This window comes from Halomonas cerina (assembly GCF_014192215.1).
Classification (GTDB): Bacteria; Pseudomonadota; Gammaproteobacteria; order Pseudomonadales; family Halomonadaceae; genus Halomonas; species Halomonas cerina.
Genome location: NZ_JACHXP010000005.1, coordinates 58191 through 77096, shown reverse-complemented (window position 1 = coordinate 77096; position 18906 = coordinate 58191). Strand labels below are relative to the sequence as shown.

Sequence of the window (18906 nt, the reverse complement as noted above, 5' to 3'; positions counted from 1 at the left end):
CGGTCCTGGCGGCCGGGTTGACCAGCCGTCGCACCAACGAATCAGTCTTCTCCCTCACCCGGGGGAAGGGTGGGCAACTGCCAGAGTCGGCGCGGCAGACACTGATCATGACCGGGCTGCCAGCCATGGGCCAGGGCCTGCCAGGTGAAGGCCTGGGCCTGCTGGCAGGCGCTTACCAGCGACTCGCCACGCGCCAGCCGGGCGGCTAGCGCCGCGGCCAGGGTGCATCCCGAACCGTGGTAATGGCCCTCGAGACGCGGCCAGGACCATTGCCGATCGCCGTGCGGAGCATGCAAGGTATGGCGCACCGTGTCGCCGGGCACCGGCACCTCGGGGTCGTCCGTACTGGTGACCAGCAGCGACTGGCAGCCCAGGCGCATCAGGCTGACCGCGCGCTGGGTGTCATCGCTGTGCTGGCCATCGGCGAGGCGGGCCAGCTCGCGGCGGTTGGGCGTCAGGATATCCACAAGAGGAAGCAAGTGCGCCCGATACGCCGTGACCAGGTCCGAGGTGGACAACTCGGTGCCGCCGCCGGCCTGCAGCACGGGATCGGCCACCACCGGCACCCCGGGTCGGCGACGGATGATAGCCACCACGGCCTCCAGGACCTCGTGATCGGGGATCAGGCCGACCTTGATGGCGGCGATCTCGAACGTCTCCAGCGCGGCAGCCATGTCACTAAGCATCGTGGCCGCCACCGGCTGGACCGCGTGCACATCGCGACAGTCCTGCACCGTCAGCGCCGTGGGGAGCGTCAGTGCCCAGCCGCCACAGGCGGCCACCGCCTCGGCATCGGCCACCAGGCCGGCACCGCCGGTGGGATCATGGCCGGCCAGTACCAGCACCACGGGCAAGTGGGGATTCATCTCGACGCGCTCTCCCATCAGAAAGGCTTCAACGTGGCGAGGAGCACAATCGCCAGCAGCGCAAGCACCGGCAGTTCGTTGAACACCCGAAAGAAGCGGTGGCTACGCGTGCAACCGCCGGCGGCAAGCTGCTTCAAGTAACGCAGGCAAAGGTGGTGGTAGCCCACCAATAGCAGCACCAGCAGCAGCTTGGCATGGATCCACCCCTGGGTGAGCCAGCCGGGATTGAGGACCAGCAGGGCACCGCCCAGCAGCAGCACGGCGATCATCGAGGGAGTCATGATGCCACGATACAGCTTGCGTTCCATGACAGTGAAATAGTCGATCGCCTGCTGCTCCCCTCGGTCCCGGGCCATGGCGTGATAGACATAGAGTCGCGGCAGGTAGAAGAGGGCCGCGAACCAGGTCACCACGGCCACCAAATGCAAGGCCTTGATCCAGAGGTACATGTCGACTCCTAAGCCGGAGGGGTATCGGTATAGCGGTAGTACCGCTCGATGGCGTCGCGCGTGATGATACCGGAAATCCGCTTCTGCTTCGGCCGGTAGCCATGCTCCACGTAGAGCGCATCCACGGCCTTGTCATTGAGCCGGGCGAACGCCTCTGAGAGCGTGGCCTGCAGGTGGATCGGTGCCATGTCCAGGCGCTGCCCGGGAATCTCCAGCAGGTCCAACGGCTCGGTCTTTTCGTCATCCTCCTCATGTTCCAGCATCCAACGCGCCAGGTCGGCGGCCTTCAGCGCCAGCGTCGGCTGATCGTCGGTGGCGCGCTGGATGACCACCCACACGGGTTTGGCCTCAAGCAGGGCACTGGCCTGCTCCCGGGTCACCATTCGCGAGGTCCGCACCAGGCTTCGCTCCATCACGGCCGGCACCGAGACGCGAGACAGCGCCTGCATGAGTGGCTGCTGGAGTGGATGCAGCCCGTGGCGCGTGACGCTGATGAAGAAACCATCGCAACGACAGACCTGACGCGCCGTCAGGCAGGAGGTCACTACCGCCAGCATGCCGGGCAGCAAGATATTAGGGTTGTGGGTCAGCTCCAGCAACGCCATCAGGGCCGCCAGCGGAGCTTGGAGGACTGCCCCCATCATGGCGGCCATGCCCAGCATGGCATAGACGGCGGGACCGGCGGCAAGCTCGGGCATCAGCTGGGCACCGAGCAGGCCGCACAACGCCCCGGCGGCACCACCGGCCACCAGCACCGGCCCGATGATGCTCACAGGAATGCCGCAGGCCACGGCGAAGGCGGTGACCAGCAGCTTGCCGAGGGCCACGGCGAGCAGCACGTCCAGGCTCAGCTCACCGGCGATGGTCAACCCCAAGGTATCGTAACCCATGCCCTGGATCTGCGGGTACCACCAGGCCAGGGCGCCCACCACGGCGCCGGCCAGCGCGAAGCGGGCCGCGAAGGGCAGGCGACGGAGGCGATCGCCGGCCCGGGCGACCCTGACGAAGCCCCCGGCCAGCAGGCCGATCCCCAGGGCACTGACTACGATCCATGGCAAGTTGAACAGCGAGCCCAGCATGACGCCGCTTTCCTGGAAGGGCTGCTCGAAGCCAAACACCGCCTGGGCCACCACCGCCCCCATGGTGGAGGCCAGGATCACCGGCATGAAGCCGGTGATGGTATACTCCATCATCACCACCTCCATGGCGAAGATCACTCCGGCGATGGGGGTATTGAAGGAGGCCGAGATGCCGGCGGCAGTCCCGCACGCCACCAGCACCCTCAGGCTGTTGTGGGGGAGACGCAGGCGCTGGCCGAGGCCACTGCAGGCCGCCGCGCCCAAGTGGATCGCCGGGCCCTCGCGACCGGCGGAGAGGCCACCCAGCACCGAGATCAGCCCCACCCACCACTGAGTCACCCAGTTGCGCAACGGAAACCGCCCCTGGTGATAGGTCAGCCGCTCAAGCACATGCGCCACGCCGATCTGGCGACCCGCCGGGGGCAAGTGCCACAACCAGCCACCGATCAAGGCCACCGCCAGCAGCGGCAACAGGGCGCGGGCCGCTGGAGGGAGCCCCTCGAAGGCCTCGGGGTTCCCCTCCGGGAGGAAGGCCAGCGCGCCCAGGGCCAGCAGCAGGCGAAACAGCACCATCAGGCCACCGGTGATCAATCCCGATACCAGGCCCAGCACGCAGAGCTGAGGCAGGGCATCCACGCTGGCCAACTGGCGGCGAAAACGCTCGAGGCTGAAACGGGGCAACGAGAAACGCGGCAAGGCAAGCTTCCTGTTCGATCCGGCTCCTCCCCGACCCTGGGTGGGAGCCCTTCCTCTTGTGTATCATATCCCCCATCAGAGGTCCCAGCGTTCACCATGAGGAGTCCATCGTGATCAAGGTCGGAATCGTCGGCGGCACCGGATACACCGGCGTCGAACTGCTCAGACTGCTGGCGCGGCATCCGGAGGTGCGCATCGAGGCGATTACCTCGCGCTCCGAGGCCGACCTGCCCGTCAGCGAGCTCTATCCCAACCTGCGCGGCCACTATGACGACCTGGCCTTCAGCGACCCCGACCCTGAACGCCTGGCCGCCTGCGATGCCGTGTTCTTCGCCACGCCGCATGGAGTGGCCCACGGCCTGGCCGGTGAGCTGCTGGGTCGCGGCACCCGGGTCATCGATCTCTCGGCCGACTTCCGCCTGCGCGATGCACAGGAGTGGGCGAGCTGGTACGGGCAGCCCCATGGCGCCCCGGAGCTCCTCGAGGAGGCCGTCTATGGGCTGCCCGAGGTCAACCGCTCGCGTATCCGCGAGGCGCGGCTGATCGCCGTACCCGGCTGCTATCCCACCGCCGTGCAGCTCGGCCTGCTGCCGCTGCTGGAGGCCGGGTTAATCGACCCCGATCACGTGATCGCCGACTGCAAGTCTGGGGTCACCGGGGCCGGCCGCGGCGCCAAGGTACCGTCGCTGTTGGCCGAGGCCAGCGAATCCATGAAGGCCTACGGGGCCTCGGGTCACCGCCACCTGCCGGAGATCCGCCAGGGCCTGGGCGATGCCGCCGGCCGCCCGGTGGGCCTGACCTTCGTGCCTCACCTCACGCCGATGATCCGCGGCATCCATGCCACCCTCTACGGACGCCTGACCGGCGAGCCGGGGGATCTCCAGGCCCGCTTCGAGCAGCGTTTCCGCGACGAGCCCTTCGTCGATGTCATGCCCGCCGGCAGCCATCCCGAGACCCGCAGCGTCAAGGGCGCCAACATCTGCCGACTGGCGGTGCACCGCCCGGGCGACGGCGATACCGTGGTGGTACTGTCGGTCATCGACAACCTGGTTAAGGGCGCCTCCGGCCAGGCCATCCACAACCTCAACCTGATGTTCGGCCTCGACGAGAATGCCGGGCTGGAGGCACCGGCGCTGATGCCCTAGCCCCCATCTCACGAGGAGTTCCGGGAAAAGTTGACCCTTTTGCTGGGGATTGTGGATAATCATCCCCTATTCGACATTCACCGAATCAGGGGAGGTCACCCATGAGTGGTGCCGAATCCTTCATCCCCACCCCCTTGCTGCTCTCCGACAGCGCCCGTGCGCGCCTGACAGCGCTGCTCGAGGAGGAGGGCAACCGTGGGCTCATGCTGCGGGTCTATGTGACCGGCGGCGGGTGCTCGGGCTTCCAGTACGGTTTCGACTTCGCCGACGAGGTCGCCGACGACGATACCCTGATCGAGTTTGGCGAGGTGGCGCTGGTGGTCGATCCACTCTCCTACCAGTACCTGGTCGGCTCCACCGTGGACTTCGAGGAAGGCCTGGCCGGCGCCCGCTTCCTGGTCCACAACCCCAATGCCACCACCACCTGTGGCTGTGGGTCCTCCTTCATGGTGTGAGCACAGCGCGTGGGTCCAGCGCAAGCTGGGCGTGATTCCCCTCACTTGACGCTTCCCCGTGGACTCGCCATGTTGATGGCGTATGCAACAAGAACTTCTTGCACGGGGAATCCTATGAAACGTCAACTGAAACAGGCCTCTCTGGTCTCTTGCCTCGCCCTCGGCATGGGGGGCGCTGGCTTGGCCCTCGCCGACAACCACGTGCTCGAAGTGGTCACCGACCCGAGCTTCGTGCCCTTCGAGATGATGGATACCGAGACCGGCGAGATGGTCGGGTTCGACATGGACATCCTCGAGGAGGTGGCCCAGCGCGCCGGCTTCGAGTACAACCTGCGCACCATGGATTTCAACGGCATCATTCCTGCCGTGCAGACCGGCAATGTCGACGTCGCCATCGCGGGCATCACCATCACCGAGGAACGCGAGAAGATCGTCGACTTTTCCGATCCCTACTACGACAGCGGCCTGCGCCTGCTGGTCACTGCCAATGAGGACGATATCCAGGAACTCGACGATCTGGAAGGCAAGAAGGTCGCCACCAAGATCGGCTCCACCAGCTATGACTTCCTCCAGAAGAACCTGGAGTCCGCCGACATCACGCCCTATCCCGGGACCAGCGACATGTACATGGCCCTGCTCGGCGGCAGCGTCGATGCCGCCTTCTATGACGCGCCCAACGTTGGCTACTTCTCCCAGACCAAGGGCCAGGGCCGCGTGAAGGTCGTGGGCCCCCTCTACGAGGGGCAACAGTACGGCATCGCCTTCGCCGAGGGCAGCGACTGGGTCGAGCCCGTCAACGAGGCCCTGGCCGCCATGAAGGAGGACGGCACTTACGACGAGATCCACGCCAAGTGGTTCGGTAGCGCCAGCGGCGAGTAACCTGCGCCCTCCTGATGACGGGGTCGGGTCGGCGGGCCCGGCCCCGTTGCGTTGCGAATCCGGTGTTCGACACCGCTGCGTTTCTCGGCGCAGCTTGACGGGAGAAGTCTTGTGGACGTCACCTTCCAATTCGACTGGCAAGCGGCCTTCGCCTCGATTCCTCACCTGCTGCCGGGGATTCCCTATACCCTGCTGATCTCCTTCGTGGGGCTGGCCATCGGTTTCATCATCGGTATCATCTTCGGCCTGCTGCGCATCAGCCCCATCGCCTGGCTGCGGGTCCCCGCGATCGCCTACATCGAGGTCTTCCGCGGTACCCCGGTTCTCGTGCAGGTCCTGTTCATCTTCTACGGCCTGCCCCAGCTACTCGGCGGCCCCATCAACGCCCTGGTCGCCGGCATCGCCGCCATCGCCGTCAACTCGGGCGCCTACATTTCCGAGATCGTCCGCGGCGGCGTCCAGTCCATCGACCGCGGCCAGAAGGAGGCCGGTCTCTCGCTGGGGCTATCACGCCGCCAGACCTTCCGCTACATCATCTGGCCCCAGGCCTTCCGGCGCATGATCCCTCCACTCGGCAACCAGGGGATCATCAGTATCAAGGACACTTCGCTGTTCTCGGTGATCGGGGTCGGCGAGCTGGTCCGTCAGGGTCAAGTCTACATCGCCACCACCTTCACCGCCCTGGAGGTCTACCTGATGGTCGCTATGCTCTACCTGGCGATCACGCTCTCCCTGTCGTTGGTGCTGCGCATCATCGAACGCAAGGGCCTGGCCGGACAATAAGGAAAGCGCGACATGAACCCAGATACGTCTCCCTCCGGCGCCCACCCCATCGTGCGCTTGGAGAAGGTCAACAAGCACTTTGGCAGCCTGCATGTCCTGAAGGACATCGACCTCGAGGTGACCCCCGGCGAGGTGGTCGTGATCATCGGGGCCAGTGGCTCGGGCAAGTCGACCCTGATCCGTTGCATCAACGGCCTCGAGGAGTTCCAGCAGGGCCATCTCGAGGTCGATGGCAGCCCCTTGCTGCCCTACGGCAAGGCGACCAAGGCGCTGCAACGCATTCGCACCGAGGTGGGCATGGTCTTCCAACAGTTCAACCTCTTCCCCCATCTTAGCGTGCTGGACAACGTGACCCTGGCGCCGATGAAGGTGCGTGGTTGGAGTCGCAGCGATGCCACCGAGATCGCCGAGCGGCTGCTCGAGCGCGTGGGCATCAGCGATCAAGCGGCCAAGTACCCGACCCAACTCTCCGGCGGCCAGCAGCAACGGGTGGCCCTGGCCCGGGCGCTGGCCATGGAGCCTCGACTGATGCTCTTCGACGAGCCGACCTCGGCATTGGACCCGGAGATGATCGGTGAAGTCTTGGATGCCATGCGGGAACTCGCGAAGGAAGGCATGACGATGATGATCGTGACTCACGAGATGGGCTTCGCCCGGGAAGTGGCCGATCGGGTCATCTATATCCACAAGGGGGAAATCGCCGAGGAGGGGCCCCCCGAGACGATCTTCGATTCCCCTAAGGAAGCCCCCACCCGAAACTTCCTGGCCCGGGTGTTGCAGCACTGAGGCCCCGCTTAGCGCCCTTGAAAAAGCCCTGTCGATCTCGACAGGGCTTTTTTTTAGCTTGTGGACAAGATTGTCCGACGAGTCGCACCGATCCAGCGTCAGGGCCCATGAGGGCGGGACGCAGAATGCATCATGATGGTTGTTCACAGCCGCGGTAACAAGTGAGGTATTGAGCGGTGGACAACCGGTGAGCTCGGACGGCTGTGGACAGGGTGCCATTCTATCCACAGCTCATGGACACGGTGTCCGCCGATCATCCGCTGTTTGTCCCCACGCTAATCAACAATACAACTGCCTGCTGTCAGGCCATTAGCCATGTTTATCCACAGAAAGTGTCCACACCAGTAGTTACAACCACAACAGAACTTCTCTTTATATTCTTTATTATTGATTATACGAAGCAAGAAGCTGTCGTAGCAGGTAGGAATCGGGTGTGGAAAACCCTGACGATTACCCACAGGAGGTTTATACTGGCGCCCGATTCCATCCCCGACCGCAACATCGGCGCGGCGACGCCGAACGAGGTGAACCTTGGAGTATCCCGACCGCTTTGACGTCATCGTCATCGGCGGCGGCCATGCCGGCACCGAAGCCGCCCTGGCCTCGGCCCGCATGGGCTGCCGGACCCTGCTACTGACCCACAACATCGAGACCCTGGGCCAGATGTCGTGCAATCCCGCCATCGGCGGGATCGGCAAGAGCCATCTGGTCAAAGAAATCGATGCGCTCGGCGGGGCCATGGGCCTGGCCACCGACCGGGGCGGCATCCAGTTCCGGGTGCTCAACGCCCGCAAGGGCCCTGCCGTCCGAGCGACTCGGGCCCAGGCCGATCGCGTCCGCTACAAGGCCGCGATCCGCGGCATGCTAGAGAGCCAGCCCAACCTGACGCTCTTCCAACAGGCCGCCGGCGACCTGATCGTCGAAGGGGATAGCGTGCGGGGCGTGGTCACCGAGACCGGCGTGCGCTTCCTCGGCGAGACGGTAGTGTTGTGCACAGGCACCTTCCTTGGCGGGGTTATCCACATCGGCCTGGACAACAGTCACGGCGGACGTGCCGGGGATCCACCCTCCAACGCCTTGGCCCAACGCCTGCGGGCCCTGCCGTTCCGGGTCGATCGCCTGAAGACTGGTACCCCGCCGCGCCTCGATGCCAAGAACATTGACTTCGCGAGGCTCGAGGAGCAGCCCGGTGATGTTCCAACCCCGGTGATGTCCTATCTCGGCGACCGGGAGATGCATCCCCGCCAGGTGAGTTGTCACATCGCTCACACCAACGAGCGGACTCACGAGATCATCCACGCCAACCTGGATCGCTCGCCGATGTTCTCCGGGGTGATCGAGGGCGTGGGACCGCGCTATTGCCCGTCCATCGAGGACAAGGTGCACCGCTTCGCGGATAAAGCGAGTCACCAGATCTTCATCGAGCCCGAAGGCCTGGACACCCACGAGCTCTATCCCAACGGCATCTCCACCTCGCTGCCTTTCGACGTCCAGCTGCAGGTGGTGCGCTCGATCGAGGGCCTCGAGAACGCCCATATCACACGCCCGGGCTACGCCATCGAGTACGATTTCTTCGATCCGCGCGACCTCAAGCACTCGCTGGAGACGAAATTCATCCACAACCTGTATTTCGCCGGGCAGATCAACGGCACCACCGGCTACGAGGAGGCCGGTGCCCAGGGGCTGCTGGCCGGCCTCAATGCCGCGCGACGGGCCCGCGGCCTGGAGGCCTGGTGGCCGCGCCGTGACGAAGCTTATCTCGGCGTGCTGGTCGATGACTTGATCACTCTGGGCACCCGGGAGCCCTACCGGATGTTCACCTCCCGGGCGGAATATCGCCTGCTGCTGCGCGAGGACAACGCCGACCTGCGCCTCACCGAGACCGGCCGCGAGCTCGGCTTGGTCGACGACCGCCGCTGGGCGGCATTCAGCGCCAAACGTGAGGCCATCGAAGCCGAGAGCGCCCGCCTCGCCGTGAGTTGGGTACAGCCCGACAGTGCCGCCGCCGAACGCGTCGCCGAGAAGACCGGCAAGCCGCTGGCTCGAGAATACAGCCTGATGGACCTGCTCAAGCGTCCCGAGCTCGGCTATACCGACATAGCCGATCTGGTCGGTGACCCGGTCAGCGACCCGGCAGTGGCCGAGCAGGTGCAGATCCAGGCCAAGTACCAAGGCTACATCGATCGCCAGCAAGACGAGATCGATCGGCTCAAGCGCCACGAGGCCACCCGGCTGCCCGAAGAGATCGACTATACGCGGGTCGAGGGGCTGTCCCACGAGATTCGCCAGAAGCTCACCGAGGCACGGCCCGAGACCCTCGCTCAGGCATCGAGGATTCCTGGCGTCACGCCGGCGGCCGTGTCGATCCTGTTAATTCACCTCAAGAAGCGCCGTCTCCTCGACGACAGCAAAGTGGCCAGTGGATGAGCGAAAGTCCTCTCGACCCGATCGCCACACGCCTCGATCATGGCCTCGCCGAGCTTGGCCTGACGGTGGATCATCGCCAGCGTGACCGTTTGGTGGCCTTGGTGGGCCTGTTGCACAAGTGGAACCGTGCCTATAACCTCACCGCGGTGCGTGCCCCGGAGGCAATGGTCTCCCGCCACCTGCTCGACAGCGCCTCGGTGCTGCCCTACGTGAAGGGATCGACGCTGCTGGACGTGGGGGCCGGCCCCGGCCTGCCCGGCTTGGTCCTGGCGATCCTCGCGCCTGCCCTGCGAGTGAGCCTGCTCGACAGCAATGGCAAGAAGGTCCGCTTCCAGCGCCAGGCCGTGATGGAACTCGAGCTCGACAACGTCACGCCGGTACAGGCCCGGGTAGAGGCCTTTCCCGGGCCCCAGGGCGGGTTCGATCAGGTCATTTCCCGAGCCTTTGCCAGCCTGGGCGATTTCGTCAGCCTAACCGAGGCGCTGGTGGCGCCCGGAGGCCAGTGGCTGGCCATGAAGGGACCGGCCGTGGCGGAGGAACTGGTCGGGTTGCCCGAGGGGATCACGCCGGTCGAGCGTCATCACCTGGCGGTGCCCTTCGAGCCGGGCCACCGCGAGCTGGTGATCCTCGCGCACACCGGATCCACCCAGGGTCGCTCCTGAGGCGCCCGCTACTCGCAAGGATGTCGTCCGTGTCCCAGATCATTGCCTTGACCAACCAGAAAGGCGGCGTGGGCAAGACCACCACCGCCGTCAATCTGGCCGCCAGTCTGGCGGCCCTGGACCGCCGTGTGCTGCTGGTCGACCTGGATCCCCAAGGACATGCCACCATGGGCAGCGGCGTCGACAAGCATGCGCTGGACGGCAGCGTGCTCGACGTGGTGCTGGGTGAGAAGCCCCCCACCGCGGTGATCCTCGACTGTCCCGCGGCCGGCTATGCCCTACTGCCCGGCAATGGTGACCTGACCGCCGCCGAGGTGGAACTGCTCGATCGAGGCGATGACCGCGAGCGCAGCCTGGCCCGGGCACTGGACGATATCGTCGACGAGTACGACGTGGTGATGATCGACTGCCCGCCGTCGCTGAACATGTTGACCGTCAACGCCCTGACCGCCGCGGATGGCGTGCTGATCCCGCTGCAGTGCGAGTTCTACGCCTTGGAGGGGCTCTCGGCGCTGCTCGACACCGTGGAGCAGATCAAGGATAGCGTGAATCCTCAGCTCGAGATGTTCGGTATCCTGCGCACCATGTTCGATGCCCGCAACAGCCTGACCCGGGACGTCAGCAAGCAGCTGCGTGACTACTTCGGCGATGCCCTGCTCAAGACCACCATTCCGCGCAACGTGCGGGTCGCCGAAGCACCGAGTCATGGCCTGCCTGTGACCAAGTATGCGCGCTTCTCGCGGGGCAGCCAGGCCCACCGGGTACTGGCCAAGGAACTGATCCGGCGGCTGTCGCTGTAGACCCGAGGCGATGGCCCCGCTCGTTGTGATGAGGGCCCGTATTGATGAGGCTCGTAGTGATGAGGGAACGTCGATGACGCGTAAACGCGCCTTGGGACGCGGCCTGGATGCCCTGATCGGGGCGGGGGCTCGCCGTCGCGAAAGCCTGGACCTGCCCGAGGTCGATGCCGATCTCGGCGAGGCGGATACGCCTCCCCCGGCCATCGCTCCCCCGACGCCGGTGGAGCGTCTCGAACGCCTGCCTTTGGGACAGCTCAGCCGCGGCCGCTTCCAGCCCCGTCGTGATATCCAGCCCGAGGCCCTGGAGGAGTTGGCCGATTCCATCCGCGCCCAAGGGGTGATGCAGCCCATCGTGGTGCGCCCGGTCGGCGAGACACGCTATGAAATCATCGCCGGCGAGCGGCGCTGGCGCGCCGCCCAGCTGGCCGAGCTGGACACCATTCCCGCCGTGGTGCGCGAGGTCAGCGACGAGGTGGCGCTGGCGCTCGCCCTGATCGAGAACATCCAGCGCGAGGATCTCAACCCGATCGAGGAAGCCATGGCCCTCAAGCGGCTGCTCGACGAGTTTGCGCTGACCCAGCAGCAGGTCGCGGATGCTGTGGGACGCTCCCGCGCCCAGGTAGCCAACCTGCTGCGCCTGCTGGCCCTGGACTCCGAGGTCCAGACTCTGCTCGAGCGAGGCGACCTGGACATGGGGCATGCCCGGGCCCTGCTGGCCCTGCCGGCCGCCAAGCAGCGTCAGGTGGCCCACGAGGTGGTCAACCAGGACCTGACCGTGCGGGCCACCGAGGCGCGGGTGAAGCAGTTGGCGAAGGGCGAGACGAAAAAGACCGAGAAGGCCAGTCCCAGCCCCGATGTGGCCCGCCTGGAGAGCCGCCTGGCTGAACTGCTGGGTGCTCCAGTCAAGATCCAGCACGGGCGTGGCGGCAAGGGTCGCGTGACGATCCGCTATGCCAGCCTCGACGAGCTCGATGGCATCCTCGAGCATATCCGCTGATGGTGGGCGACTGGGAATCCCCATCGTGGTCATCGGCATTCGCCGCTCAAGCGACCTGGGCGAGGTCCTCGACTTTTAGTCGTAGGCTAGGGCGTTATCGGGCCTTATGGGGGCCATCTCGGTTGAAGCTTGGGTGGGGCTTCCCTATAATCGCGCCGGACTATCGCTGGCGCGACCGCGATGGTCACGGGGCAAGCGGGGCGCATCGACACGGCAATTATTCGAGGGAGAACCGATGGCGGCCAGTATCAAGCGTCCACGCTTCCAACGCCTGCTGTTGGCCCAACTGGTCACGGTAAGTCTGTTGACGAGCCTCGGGGCATGGCGCGGTGGTGGGCCGGTGGCCATGTCGGCATTGCTGGGCGGGGCGGTAGCCTTCCTTCCCAATGCCTATTTCGCCTGGCGCATGTTCCGGTATCAGGGTGCCCGGCACACGAAGCAGATCGTCAATGGTTTCTACAAGGCAGAGGCCGGAAAGTTCGGTTTGACGGTGGCATTGTTCGCACTGGTCTTCATCACAGTGCCCCCTTCCAACCCCGCTTTCTTCTTTGGCGCATACGTGGTGACGTTGTTCGCCCATTGGCTGGGGCCCTGGCTGATACGGCAACCGTCGCACACCTGAAATCGAGGCAGCTCATGGCAGGCAACAACCCGACTCCCACGGAGTATATCCAGCACCACCTGCAGAACATGACCTTTGGGTACCACCCAGAACACGGTTGGTCGATGGCCCATTCCGCTCAGGAAGCCTCCGAGATGGGCTTCTGGGCCATCCACGTCGATACCCTGGGGTGGTCGATCGGTCTGGGCATCCTCTTCCTGTGGCTGTTTCGAAAGGTCGGCAAGGCCGCCACCACCGGGATTCCGGGCGGCCTGCAGAACTTCGTCGAGCTGATGGTCGAGTTCGTCGATAACTCCGTGAAGGAGACCTTCCACGGCAAGAGCAAGCTGATCGCCCCGCTGTCGCTGACCATTTTTTGCTGGGTCTTCCTGCTGAACCTCATGGACCTGGTGCCGGTGGACTTCCTGCCCATGCTGGCCCAGAAGATCGGGGCCATGTTCGGGGCCGACCCGGCGCATGTGTACTTCAAGGTGGTCCCCACCACCGACGTCAATGCCACCCTGGGCATGTCACTGTCGGTCTTTGCCCTGATCATCTTCTATACCATCCGTGCCAAGGGCTTCTCGGGCTTCATCGGCGAGCTGACCCTGCACCCGTTCAACTCCCCGAACAAGCTGGTGCAGGCGCTGTTCGTGCCGATCAACTTCGTGCTGGAAACCGTGACCCTGCTGGCCAAGCCGATCTCGCTCGCCCTGCGTCTGTTCGGCAACCTCTACGCCGGCGAGCTGATCTTCATCCTGATCGCCATGATCGGCCTGCTCCAGCTGCCGCTACACTTCGCCTGGGCGACGTTCCACCTCCTGGTCATCACCCTGCAGGCATTTATCTTCATGATGCTGACCATCGTCTATCTTGCGATGGCGGTGGAGAAACACTGATCACCCTTAACCCGCTAGACCCCATCCACTAACCACTAAACCACTCGACTGAAACTGGAGAAATCACCATGGAAGCACAAGTTCTGGGTCTGACCGCGATTGCCGTGTCCCTGCTGATCGGCCTGGGTGCCCTGGGCACCGCCATCGGCTTCGGTATCCTGGGCGGCAAGTTCCTGGAAGGCGCCGCGCGTCAGCCGGAAATGATCCCGATGCTGCAGGTCAAGATGTTCATCGTCGCCGGTCTGCTCGACGCTGTGACCATGATCGGTGTGGGTATCGCACTGTTCTTCACCTTCGCCAACCCGTTTGTCGGTTAATTCGCGACGGTCGCAAGACCCGTCGTGCCCTGACCCCAAACCTGTGACGCGAGAGGTGCTGGCGTGAACCTGAACCTAACCCTGATCGGCCAGGCTATCGCCTTTGCGTTCTTCGTCTGGTTCTGCATGAGGTTTGTATGGCCACCGGTCATGCAGGCCCTGCAGGAACGTCAGAAGAAGATCGCCGATGGCCTGGACACGGCCAGCCGTGCTGCACGCGACCTCGAACTGGCCGAAGAACAGGCCAACGAGATGCTGCGCGAGAGCAAGGAGCAGTCGGCCGAAATCCTGGAGCAGGCCCATAAGCGGTCCAACCAGATGATCGACGAGGCCCGTGAGCAGGCTCGCCAGGAAGGCGAGCGCATGATCACCCAGGCCAAGTCCGAGATTGAGCAGGAAGTGAACCGCGCGAAGGAAGAGCTGCGTGCGCAGGTTTCGCGACTCGCCATCGTGGGTGCGGAGCGGATCCTGGAAGCCTCCATCGACGAGAAACGGCACGGCAAGCTTGTCGACAAACTCGCCAAAGAGCTTTGAGGAGGTGACCCATGGCGGAAACGTCTACCGTCGCGCGACCCTATGCCAAGGCGGCCTTCGAGTACGCCGTCGAGCACAAGGCGCTGGATGACTGGTCCGTGATGCTGGGGACTGTGGCGCGTGTCGTCGAAGACGACGACATGCGCCGTCGGGTGCTGGGCAACCCGCGCCTGTCCAGCATCGAGAAGGCCGAGGTGGTCGTCGATGTCTGTGGCGACGCCGTGAGCGAAGATGTCGGTAACTTCCTGCGGCTCGTCGGCCAGAAGGGTCGCCTGACGGCCCTGCCGGCCATCGCCGAGCAGTTCGAGCTGCTCAAGGCCCAGCAGGAGAGGCGCCTGGACGTCGACATCGTCTCCGCCTTTCCGCTGGACGACACGCAGCAGGACAAGCTCGCGCGGGCACTGGCCAAGCGTCTGAACCGCGAAATCTCCATTACCACTCAGGTGGACTCCACCCTCCTGGGGGGCGTCATCCTGCGTGCCGGCGACACCGTCATCGACGGTTCGGTACGTGGTCGACTGAACCGCCTCCACGAGGCCCTTTCCGCCTGAGCCTGAGGGACATGGCATGCAGCAACTGAATCCTTCCGAGATCAGCGACATCATCAAGCAGCGTATCGAGAAGCTGGATGTCGCATCCGAAGCCCGCAACCAGGGCACCATCGTCAGCGTGTCTGACGGTATCGTGCAGATCCATGGTCTCGCCGATGCGATGTTCGGCGAGATGATCGAATTCCCCGGCGGCATCTTCGGCATGACGCTCAACCTCGAGCGCGACAACGTCGGTGCCGTGGTGCTGGGCGATTACCTGCAGCTCGAAGAGGGCATGACCGCCCAGTGTACCGGCCGTATCCTCGAGGTGCCGGTGGGCCCCGAGCTTCGCGGCCGCGTGGTCGACGCCCTGGGCAACCCCATCGATGGCAAGGGTGACATCAATGCCAAGATGACCGATGCGGTGGAAAAGGTCGCCCCCGGCGTCATCACCCGTAAGTCGGTGGATCAGCCGATCCAGACCGGCTTCAAGTCCATCGACGCCATGGTGCCGATCGGCCGCGGCCAGCGTGAGCTGATCATCGGCGACCGCCAGATCGGTAAGTCCGCCATTGCCATCGATGCGATCATCAACCAGAAGGGCAAGGACGTCACCTGCGTCTACGTGGCCATCGGCCAGAAGCAGTCGACCATTGCCAACGTGGTACGCAAGCTCGAAGAGCATGGCGCCATGGAGCATACCATCGTGGTCGCCGCCGGTGCCGCCGACCCGGCCCCGATGCAGTTCCTTGCCGCCTACTCCGGCTGCACCATGGGCGAGTACTTCCGCGACCGCGGCGAAGACGCCCTGATCGTCTACGACGACCTGTCCAAACAGGCCGTGGCCTATCGTCAGGTCTCCCTGCTGCTGCGTCGTCCGCCGGGCCGCGAGGCCTTCCCGGGCGACGTCTTCTACCTCCACTCGCGCCTGCTCGAGCGTGCCGCGCGGGTGAACGCCGACTACGTCGAGAAGTTCACCGATGGCGAGGTGAAGGGCAAGACCGGCTCGCTGACCGCCCTGCCGATCATCGAGACCCAAGGCGGTGACGTCTCCGCCTTCGTGCCGACCAACGTGATCTCCATCACCGACGGTCAGATCTTCCTCGAGACCGACCTGTTCAACTCGGGCATCCGTCCGGCCATCAACGCCGGCCTCTCGGTATCCCGTGTCGGCGGCTCGGCCCAGACTAAGGTCATCAAGAAGCTCGGCGGCACCGTGCGTCTGGCCCTGGCCCAGTACCGTGAGCTGGCAGCTTTCGCCCAGTTCGCCTCCGACCTGGACGAGGCCACCCGCAAGCAGCTGGAGCATGGTCAGCGTGTCACCGAGCTGATGAAGCAGCACCAGTACGCCCCCATGTCCGTGGCCGAGATGGCGATCTCGCTGTTCGCCGCCAACGAGGGCTACCTCGAGGACGTCGACGTCAAGAAGGTGCTGGACTTCGAGCGTGCCCTGCAGGACTTCATGAAGTCCGAGTACGCCGAGCTGCTCGACCAGATCAACCAGACCGGCGACTACAGCGACGAGATCAAGGATGGCTTGAAGCAGGGTCTCGACAAGTTCAAGGCCACTCAGAGCTGGTAACCCCGCCGGCCCGCCTCCCCGGAGGCGGGCCCTGGAGCTTTCTGAGGGCCACGAACAAAGGTAGATCGCTATGGCAGCTGCAAAAGAGATACGCACCCAGATCGGGAGCATCAAGAACACGCAGAAGATCACCAGTGCCATGGAGATGGTCGCTGCGTCGAAGATGCGCAAGGCGCAGGACCGGATGAAGGCCAGCCAGCCCTACGCCAAGCAGATCCGCAACGTCGTGGGCCACATCGCCGAGGCCAACCCGGAATACAAGCATCCGTGGATGGAAGAGCGCGAGGTCAAGCGGGTCGGCTACATTGTGGTGTCCAGTGACCGCGGCCTGTGTGGTGGCCTGAACGTCAATCTGTTCAAGGCCGTCGTCAACGAGGCCAAGGCCTGGCGCGACAGCGGCGCGGAACTCGATTTCTGCGCCCTGGGCAGCAAGGCCACGACCTTCTTCCGTAAGTACGGCGGCAGCCTGGTCGCGGCCAAGAGCGGCCTGGGTGAGGCCCCGTCACAGGACGACCTGATCGGCAGCGTGAAGGTGATGCTGGATGCGTACGACGAGGGCCAGCTGGACCGCCTCTACGTGGTGTTCAACGAGTTCGTCAACACCATGACCCAGAAGCCGGTGGTCCGTCAGCTGCTGCCCCTGTCCGCCGAGATGGGCGCGGATGAGGCGCAGAACGAAGAACACAAGCGTCCCGGTAGCTGGGACTACCTGTATGAGCCGGAAGCCAAGGAGCTATTGGATAGCCTGCTCGTGCGTTTCGTCGAGGCGCAGGTCTATCAGGCGGTGGTCGAGAACGTGGCCTGCGAGCAGGCCGCCCGCATGATCGCCATGAAGAATGCCACCGACAATGCCGGCAATCTGATCGACGACCTGGAGATGGTGTACAACAAGGCCCGTCAGGCGGCCATCACCCAGGAAATCTCCGAGATCGTCGGTGGCGCCGCCGCCGTATAGCCCGGGGAGGGGGCGGCCCCCTCCCGGCAAGCAGGTTTCATTTGCAGGTATTTGAGAGGAACCAAGATGAGCGGACGTATCGTACAAATCATCGGCGCGGTGATTGACGTAGAGTTTCCGCGGGACGATGTGCCCAAGGTCTACGACGCGCTGAAGGTCTCCGAGAAAGAGACCGTTCTCGAGGTCCAGCAGCAGCTGGGCGACGGCGTGGTGCGTGCCATCGCCATGGGCTCCACCGAGGGCCTCAAGCGCGGCATGGACGTCACCAACACCGGCGACGCCATTTCCGTGCCGGTCGGCAAGGCGACCCTGGGCCGAATCATGAACGTGCTGGGCGAGCCCATCGACGAGGCAGGCGAGATCGGTGAGGAAGAGCGCATGCCGATCCACCGCAAGGCCCCGGGCTATGCCGACCAGGCGGCATCCGAGGAGCTGCTCGAGACCGGCATCAAGGTCATCGACCTGGTGTGCCCTTTCGCCAAGGGCGGCAAGGTCGGCCTGTTCGGCGGCGCCGGCGTGGGCAAGACCGTCAACATGATGGAGCTGATCCGCAACATCGCCACCGAGCACAGCGGTTACTCCGTGTTCGCCGGGGTCGGCGAGCGGACTCGCGAGGGCAACGACTTCTACTACGAGATGGAGGAGTCCAACGTCCTCGACAAGGTCTCGCTGGTCTATGGCCAGATGAACGAGCCGCCCGGCAACCGCCTGCGCGTGGCCCTGACCGGCCTGACCATCGCCGAGAAGTTCCGCGATGAAGGCCGCGACGTGCTGCTGTTCGTCGATAACATCTACCGCTACACCCTGGCCGGTACCGAAGTGTCCGCCCTGCTCGGGCGCATGCCCTCCGCGGTGGGCTACCAGCCGACCCTGGCCGAGGAGATGGGGGTCCTGCAGGAGCGCATCACCTCTACCAAGACCGGCTCGATCACCTCGGTGCAGGCGGTGTACGTGCCCGCGGATGACCTGACCGACCCGTCTCCGGCGACCACCTTCGCCCACCTGGATGCCACCGTGGTCCTGGCGCGCTCCATCGCCGAGTTGGGTATCTACCCGGCCATCGATCCGCTGGACTCCACCTCGCGCCAGCTCGACCCGCTGGTGGTCGGCGATGAGCACTACACCACCGCCCGCGGTGTGCAGGGCGTGCTGCAGCGCTACAAGGAGCTCAAGGACATCATCGCCATCCTGGGCATGGACGAGCTGTCCGACGAGGACAAGCTGGCCGTGGCCCGGGCGCGCAAGATCCAGCGCTTCCTGTCGCAGCCGTTCTTCGTCGCCGAGGTGTTCACCGGCTCGCCCGGCAAGTACGTGTCGCTGAAGGAGACCATCCGCGGTTTCCAGGGCATCCTCGACGGCGAGTACGACGAGCTGCCGGAGCAGGCCTTCTACATGGTCGGCACCATCGACGAAGCCGTCGAGAAAGCCAACCAGATGAAGTAATCCCTCCACCTGGGAGACGTC

The 18906-nt window shown here is 64.7% G+C and carries 20 protein-coding genes; 17 read left to right on the top strand and 3 right to left on the bottom strand.

All coding sequences use genetic code 11. The features are described 5' to 3' along the window. Positions 1-41 precede the first annotated feature (41 nt). From thiD to FHR94_RS06490, 3 genes are read right to left on the bottom strand one after another with little or no spacing between them, the layout of a single operon-like run. On the bottom strand, positions 42-866 hold the full coding sequence (thiD, locus tag FHR94_RS06500; protein ID WP_183324817.1) for a bifunctional hydroxymethylpyrimidine kinase/phosphomethylpyrimidine kinase: 825 nt from the start codon (positions 864-866) through the stop codon (positions 42-44). Between the two features lie 17 nt (positions 867-883). Next, the gene (hemJ, locus tag FHR94_RS06495) at positions 884-1315 is read right to left on the bottom strand and encodes a protoporphyrinogen oxidase HemJ (protein WP_183324816.1); all 432 of its coding nucleotides are present in this window, start codon (positions 1313-1315) and stop codon (positions 884-886) included. 8 nt (positions 1316-1323) lie between these two features. Further along, entirely contained in the window at positions 1324-3090 is a 1767-nt protein-coding gene (locus FHR94_RS06490) for a chloride channel protein (protein ID WP_183324815.1), read from the bottom strand. A gap of 110 nt (positions 3091-3200) precedes the next feature. Between FHR94_RS06490 and argC the strand changes: the two genes are divergently transcribed. From argC to atpD, 17 genes are all read left to right on the top strand, one after another. After that, positions 3201-4235 carry an N-acetyl-gamma-glutamyl-phosphate reductase gene (gene argC, locus FHR94_RS06485; protein WP_183324814.1) on the top strand — a complete coding sequence of 345 codons (1035 nt, stop codon included), beginning with the start codon at positions 3201-3203 and terminating at the stop codon, positions 4233-4235. Between the two features lie 101 nt (positions 4236-4336). Beyond that, complete coding sequence (gene erpA, locus FHR94_RS06480) at positions 4337-4690, top strand: iron-sulfur cluster insertion protein ErpA (protein ID WP_183324813.1); 354 nt, start codon at positions 4337-4339, stop codon at positions 4688-4690. A gap of 114 nt (positions 4691-4804) precedes the next feature. Then, positions 4805-5569 (top strand): transporter substrate-binding domain-containing protein, encoded by a 765-nt coding sequence (locus tag FHR94_RS06475; protein WP_183324812.1) that lies wholly within the window; start codon positions 4805-4807, stop codon positions 5567-5569. A 111-nt stretch (positions 5570-5680) separates the two neighbouring features. Beyond that, on the top strand, positions 5681-6352 hold the full coding sequence (locus FHR94_RS06470) for an ABC transporter permease subunit (RefSeq protein ID WP_183324811.1): 672 nt from the start codon (positions 5681-5683) through the stop codon (positions 6350-6352). A gap of 12 nt (positions 6353-6364) precedes the next feature. Beyond that, positions 6365-7138: an amino acid ABC transporter ATP-binding protein gene (locus tag FHR94_RS06465; protein WP_221188391.1), complete on the top strand. Its 774-nt coding sequence runs from the start codon at positions 6365-6367 to the stop codon at positions 7136-7138. Between the two features lie 531 nt (positions 7139-7669). Further along, positions 7670-9565, top strand: coding sequence for a tRNA uridine-5-carboxymethylaminomethyl(34) synthesis enzyme MnmG (gene mnmG, locus FHR94_RS06460; RefSeq protein WP_183324810.1), 1896 nt, complete (start codon positions 7670-7672; stop codon positions 9563-9565). Continuing rightward, the gene (gene rsmG, locus FHR94_RS06455) at positions 9562-10227 is read left to right on the top strand and encodes a 16S rRNA (guanine(527)-N(7))-methyltransferase RsmG (RefSeq protein WP_183324809.1); all 666 of its coding nucleotides are present in this window, start codon (positions 9562-9564) and stop codon (positions 10225-10227) included. The genes mnmG and rsmG overlap by 4 nt, the downstream gene beginning before the upstream one ends. Positions 10228-10256: 29 nt before the next feature. Continuing rightward, the gene (locus tag FHR94_RS06450; protein ID WP_183324808.1) at positions 10257-11027 is read left to right on the top strand and encodes an AAA family ATPase; all 771 of its coding nucleotides are present in this window, start codon (positions 10257-10259) and stop codon (positions 11025-11027) included. 73 nt (positions 11028-11100) lie between these two features. Next, entirely contained in the window at positions 11101-12024 is a 924-nt protein-coding gene (locus FHR94_RS06445) for a ParB/RepB/Spo0J family partition protein (protein ID WP_183324807.1), read from the top strand. A gap of 235 nt (positions 12025-12259) precedes the next feature. Further along, complete coding sequence (locus FHR94_RS06440; RefSeq protein ID WP_183324806.1) at positions 12260-12646, top strand: F0F1 ATP synthase subunit I; 387 nt, start codon at positions 12260-12262, stop codon at positions 12644-12646. Between the two features lie 14 nt (positions 12647-12660). Then, complete coding sequence (gene atpB, locus FHR94_RS06435) at positions 12661-13524, top strand: F0F1 ATP synthase subunit A (protein WP_183324805.1); 864 nt, start codon at positions 12661-12663, stop codon at positions 13522-13524. Positions 13525-13592: 68 nt separating this feature from the next. Beyond that, the gene (atpE, locus tag FHR94_RS06430) at positions 13593-13841 is read left to right on the top strand and encodes a F0F1 ATP synthase subunit C (protein ID WP_071943354.1); all 249 of its coding nucleotides are present in this window, start codon (positions 13593-13595) and stop codon (positions 13839-13841) included. 63 nt (positions 13842-13904) lie between these two features. Then, positions 13905-14375 (top strand): F0F1 ATP synthase subunit B, encoded by a 471-nt coding sequence (locus tag FHR94_RS06425; RefSeq protein WP_183324804.1) that lies wholly within the window; start codon positions 13905-13907, stop codon positions 14373-14375. A gap of 11 nt (positions 14376-14386) precedes the next feature. Beyond that, the gene (locus tag FHR94_RS06420) at positions 14387-14926 is read left to right on the top strand and encodes a F0F1 ATP synthase subunit delta (RefSeq protein WP_183324803.1); all 540 of its coding nucleotides are present in this window, start codon (positions 14387-14389) and stop codon (positions 14924-14926) included. A 16-nt stretch (positions 14927-14942) separates the two neighbouring features. Further along, a complete protein-coding gene (atpA, locus tag FHR94_RS06415; RefSeq protein ID WP_183324802.1) occupies positions 14943-16487 on the top strand; it encodes a F0F1 ATP synthase subunit alpha in 1545 nt (514 codons plus the stop codon). 70 nt (positions 16488-16557) lie between these two features. Then, positions 16558-17442: a F0F1 ATP synthase subunit gamma gene (gene atpG, locus FHR94_RS06410; RefSeq protein WP_183324801.1), complete on the top strand. Its 885-nt coding sequence runs from the start codon at positions 16558-16560 to the stop codon at positions 17440-17442. 66 nt (positions 17443-17508) lie between these two features. Then, the gene (gene atpD, locus FHR94_RS06405; RefSeq protein WP_183324800.1) at positions 17509-18885 is read left to right on the top strand and encodes a F0F1 ATP synthase subunit beta; all 1377 of its coding nucleotides are present in this window, start codon (positions 17509-17511) and stop codon (positions 18883-18885) included. The last annotated feature ends 21 nt before the right edge of the window (positions 18886-18906 follow it).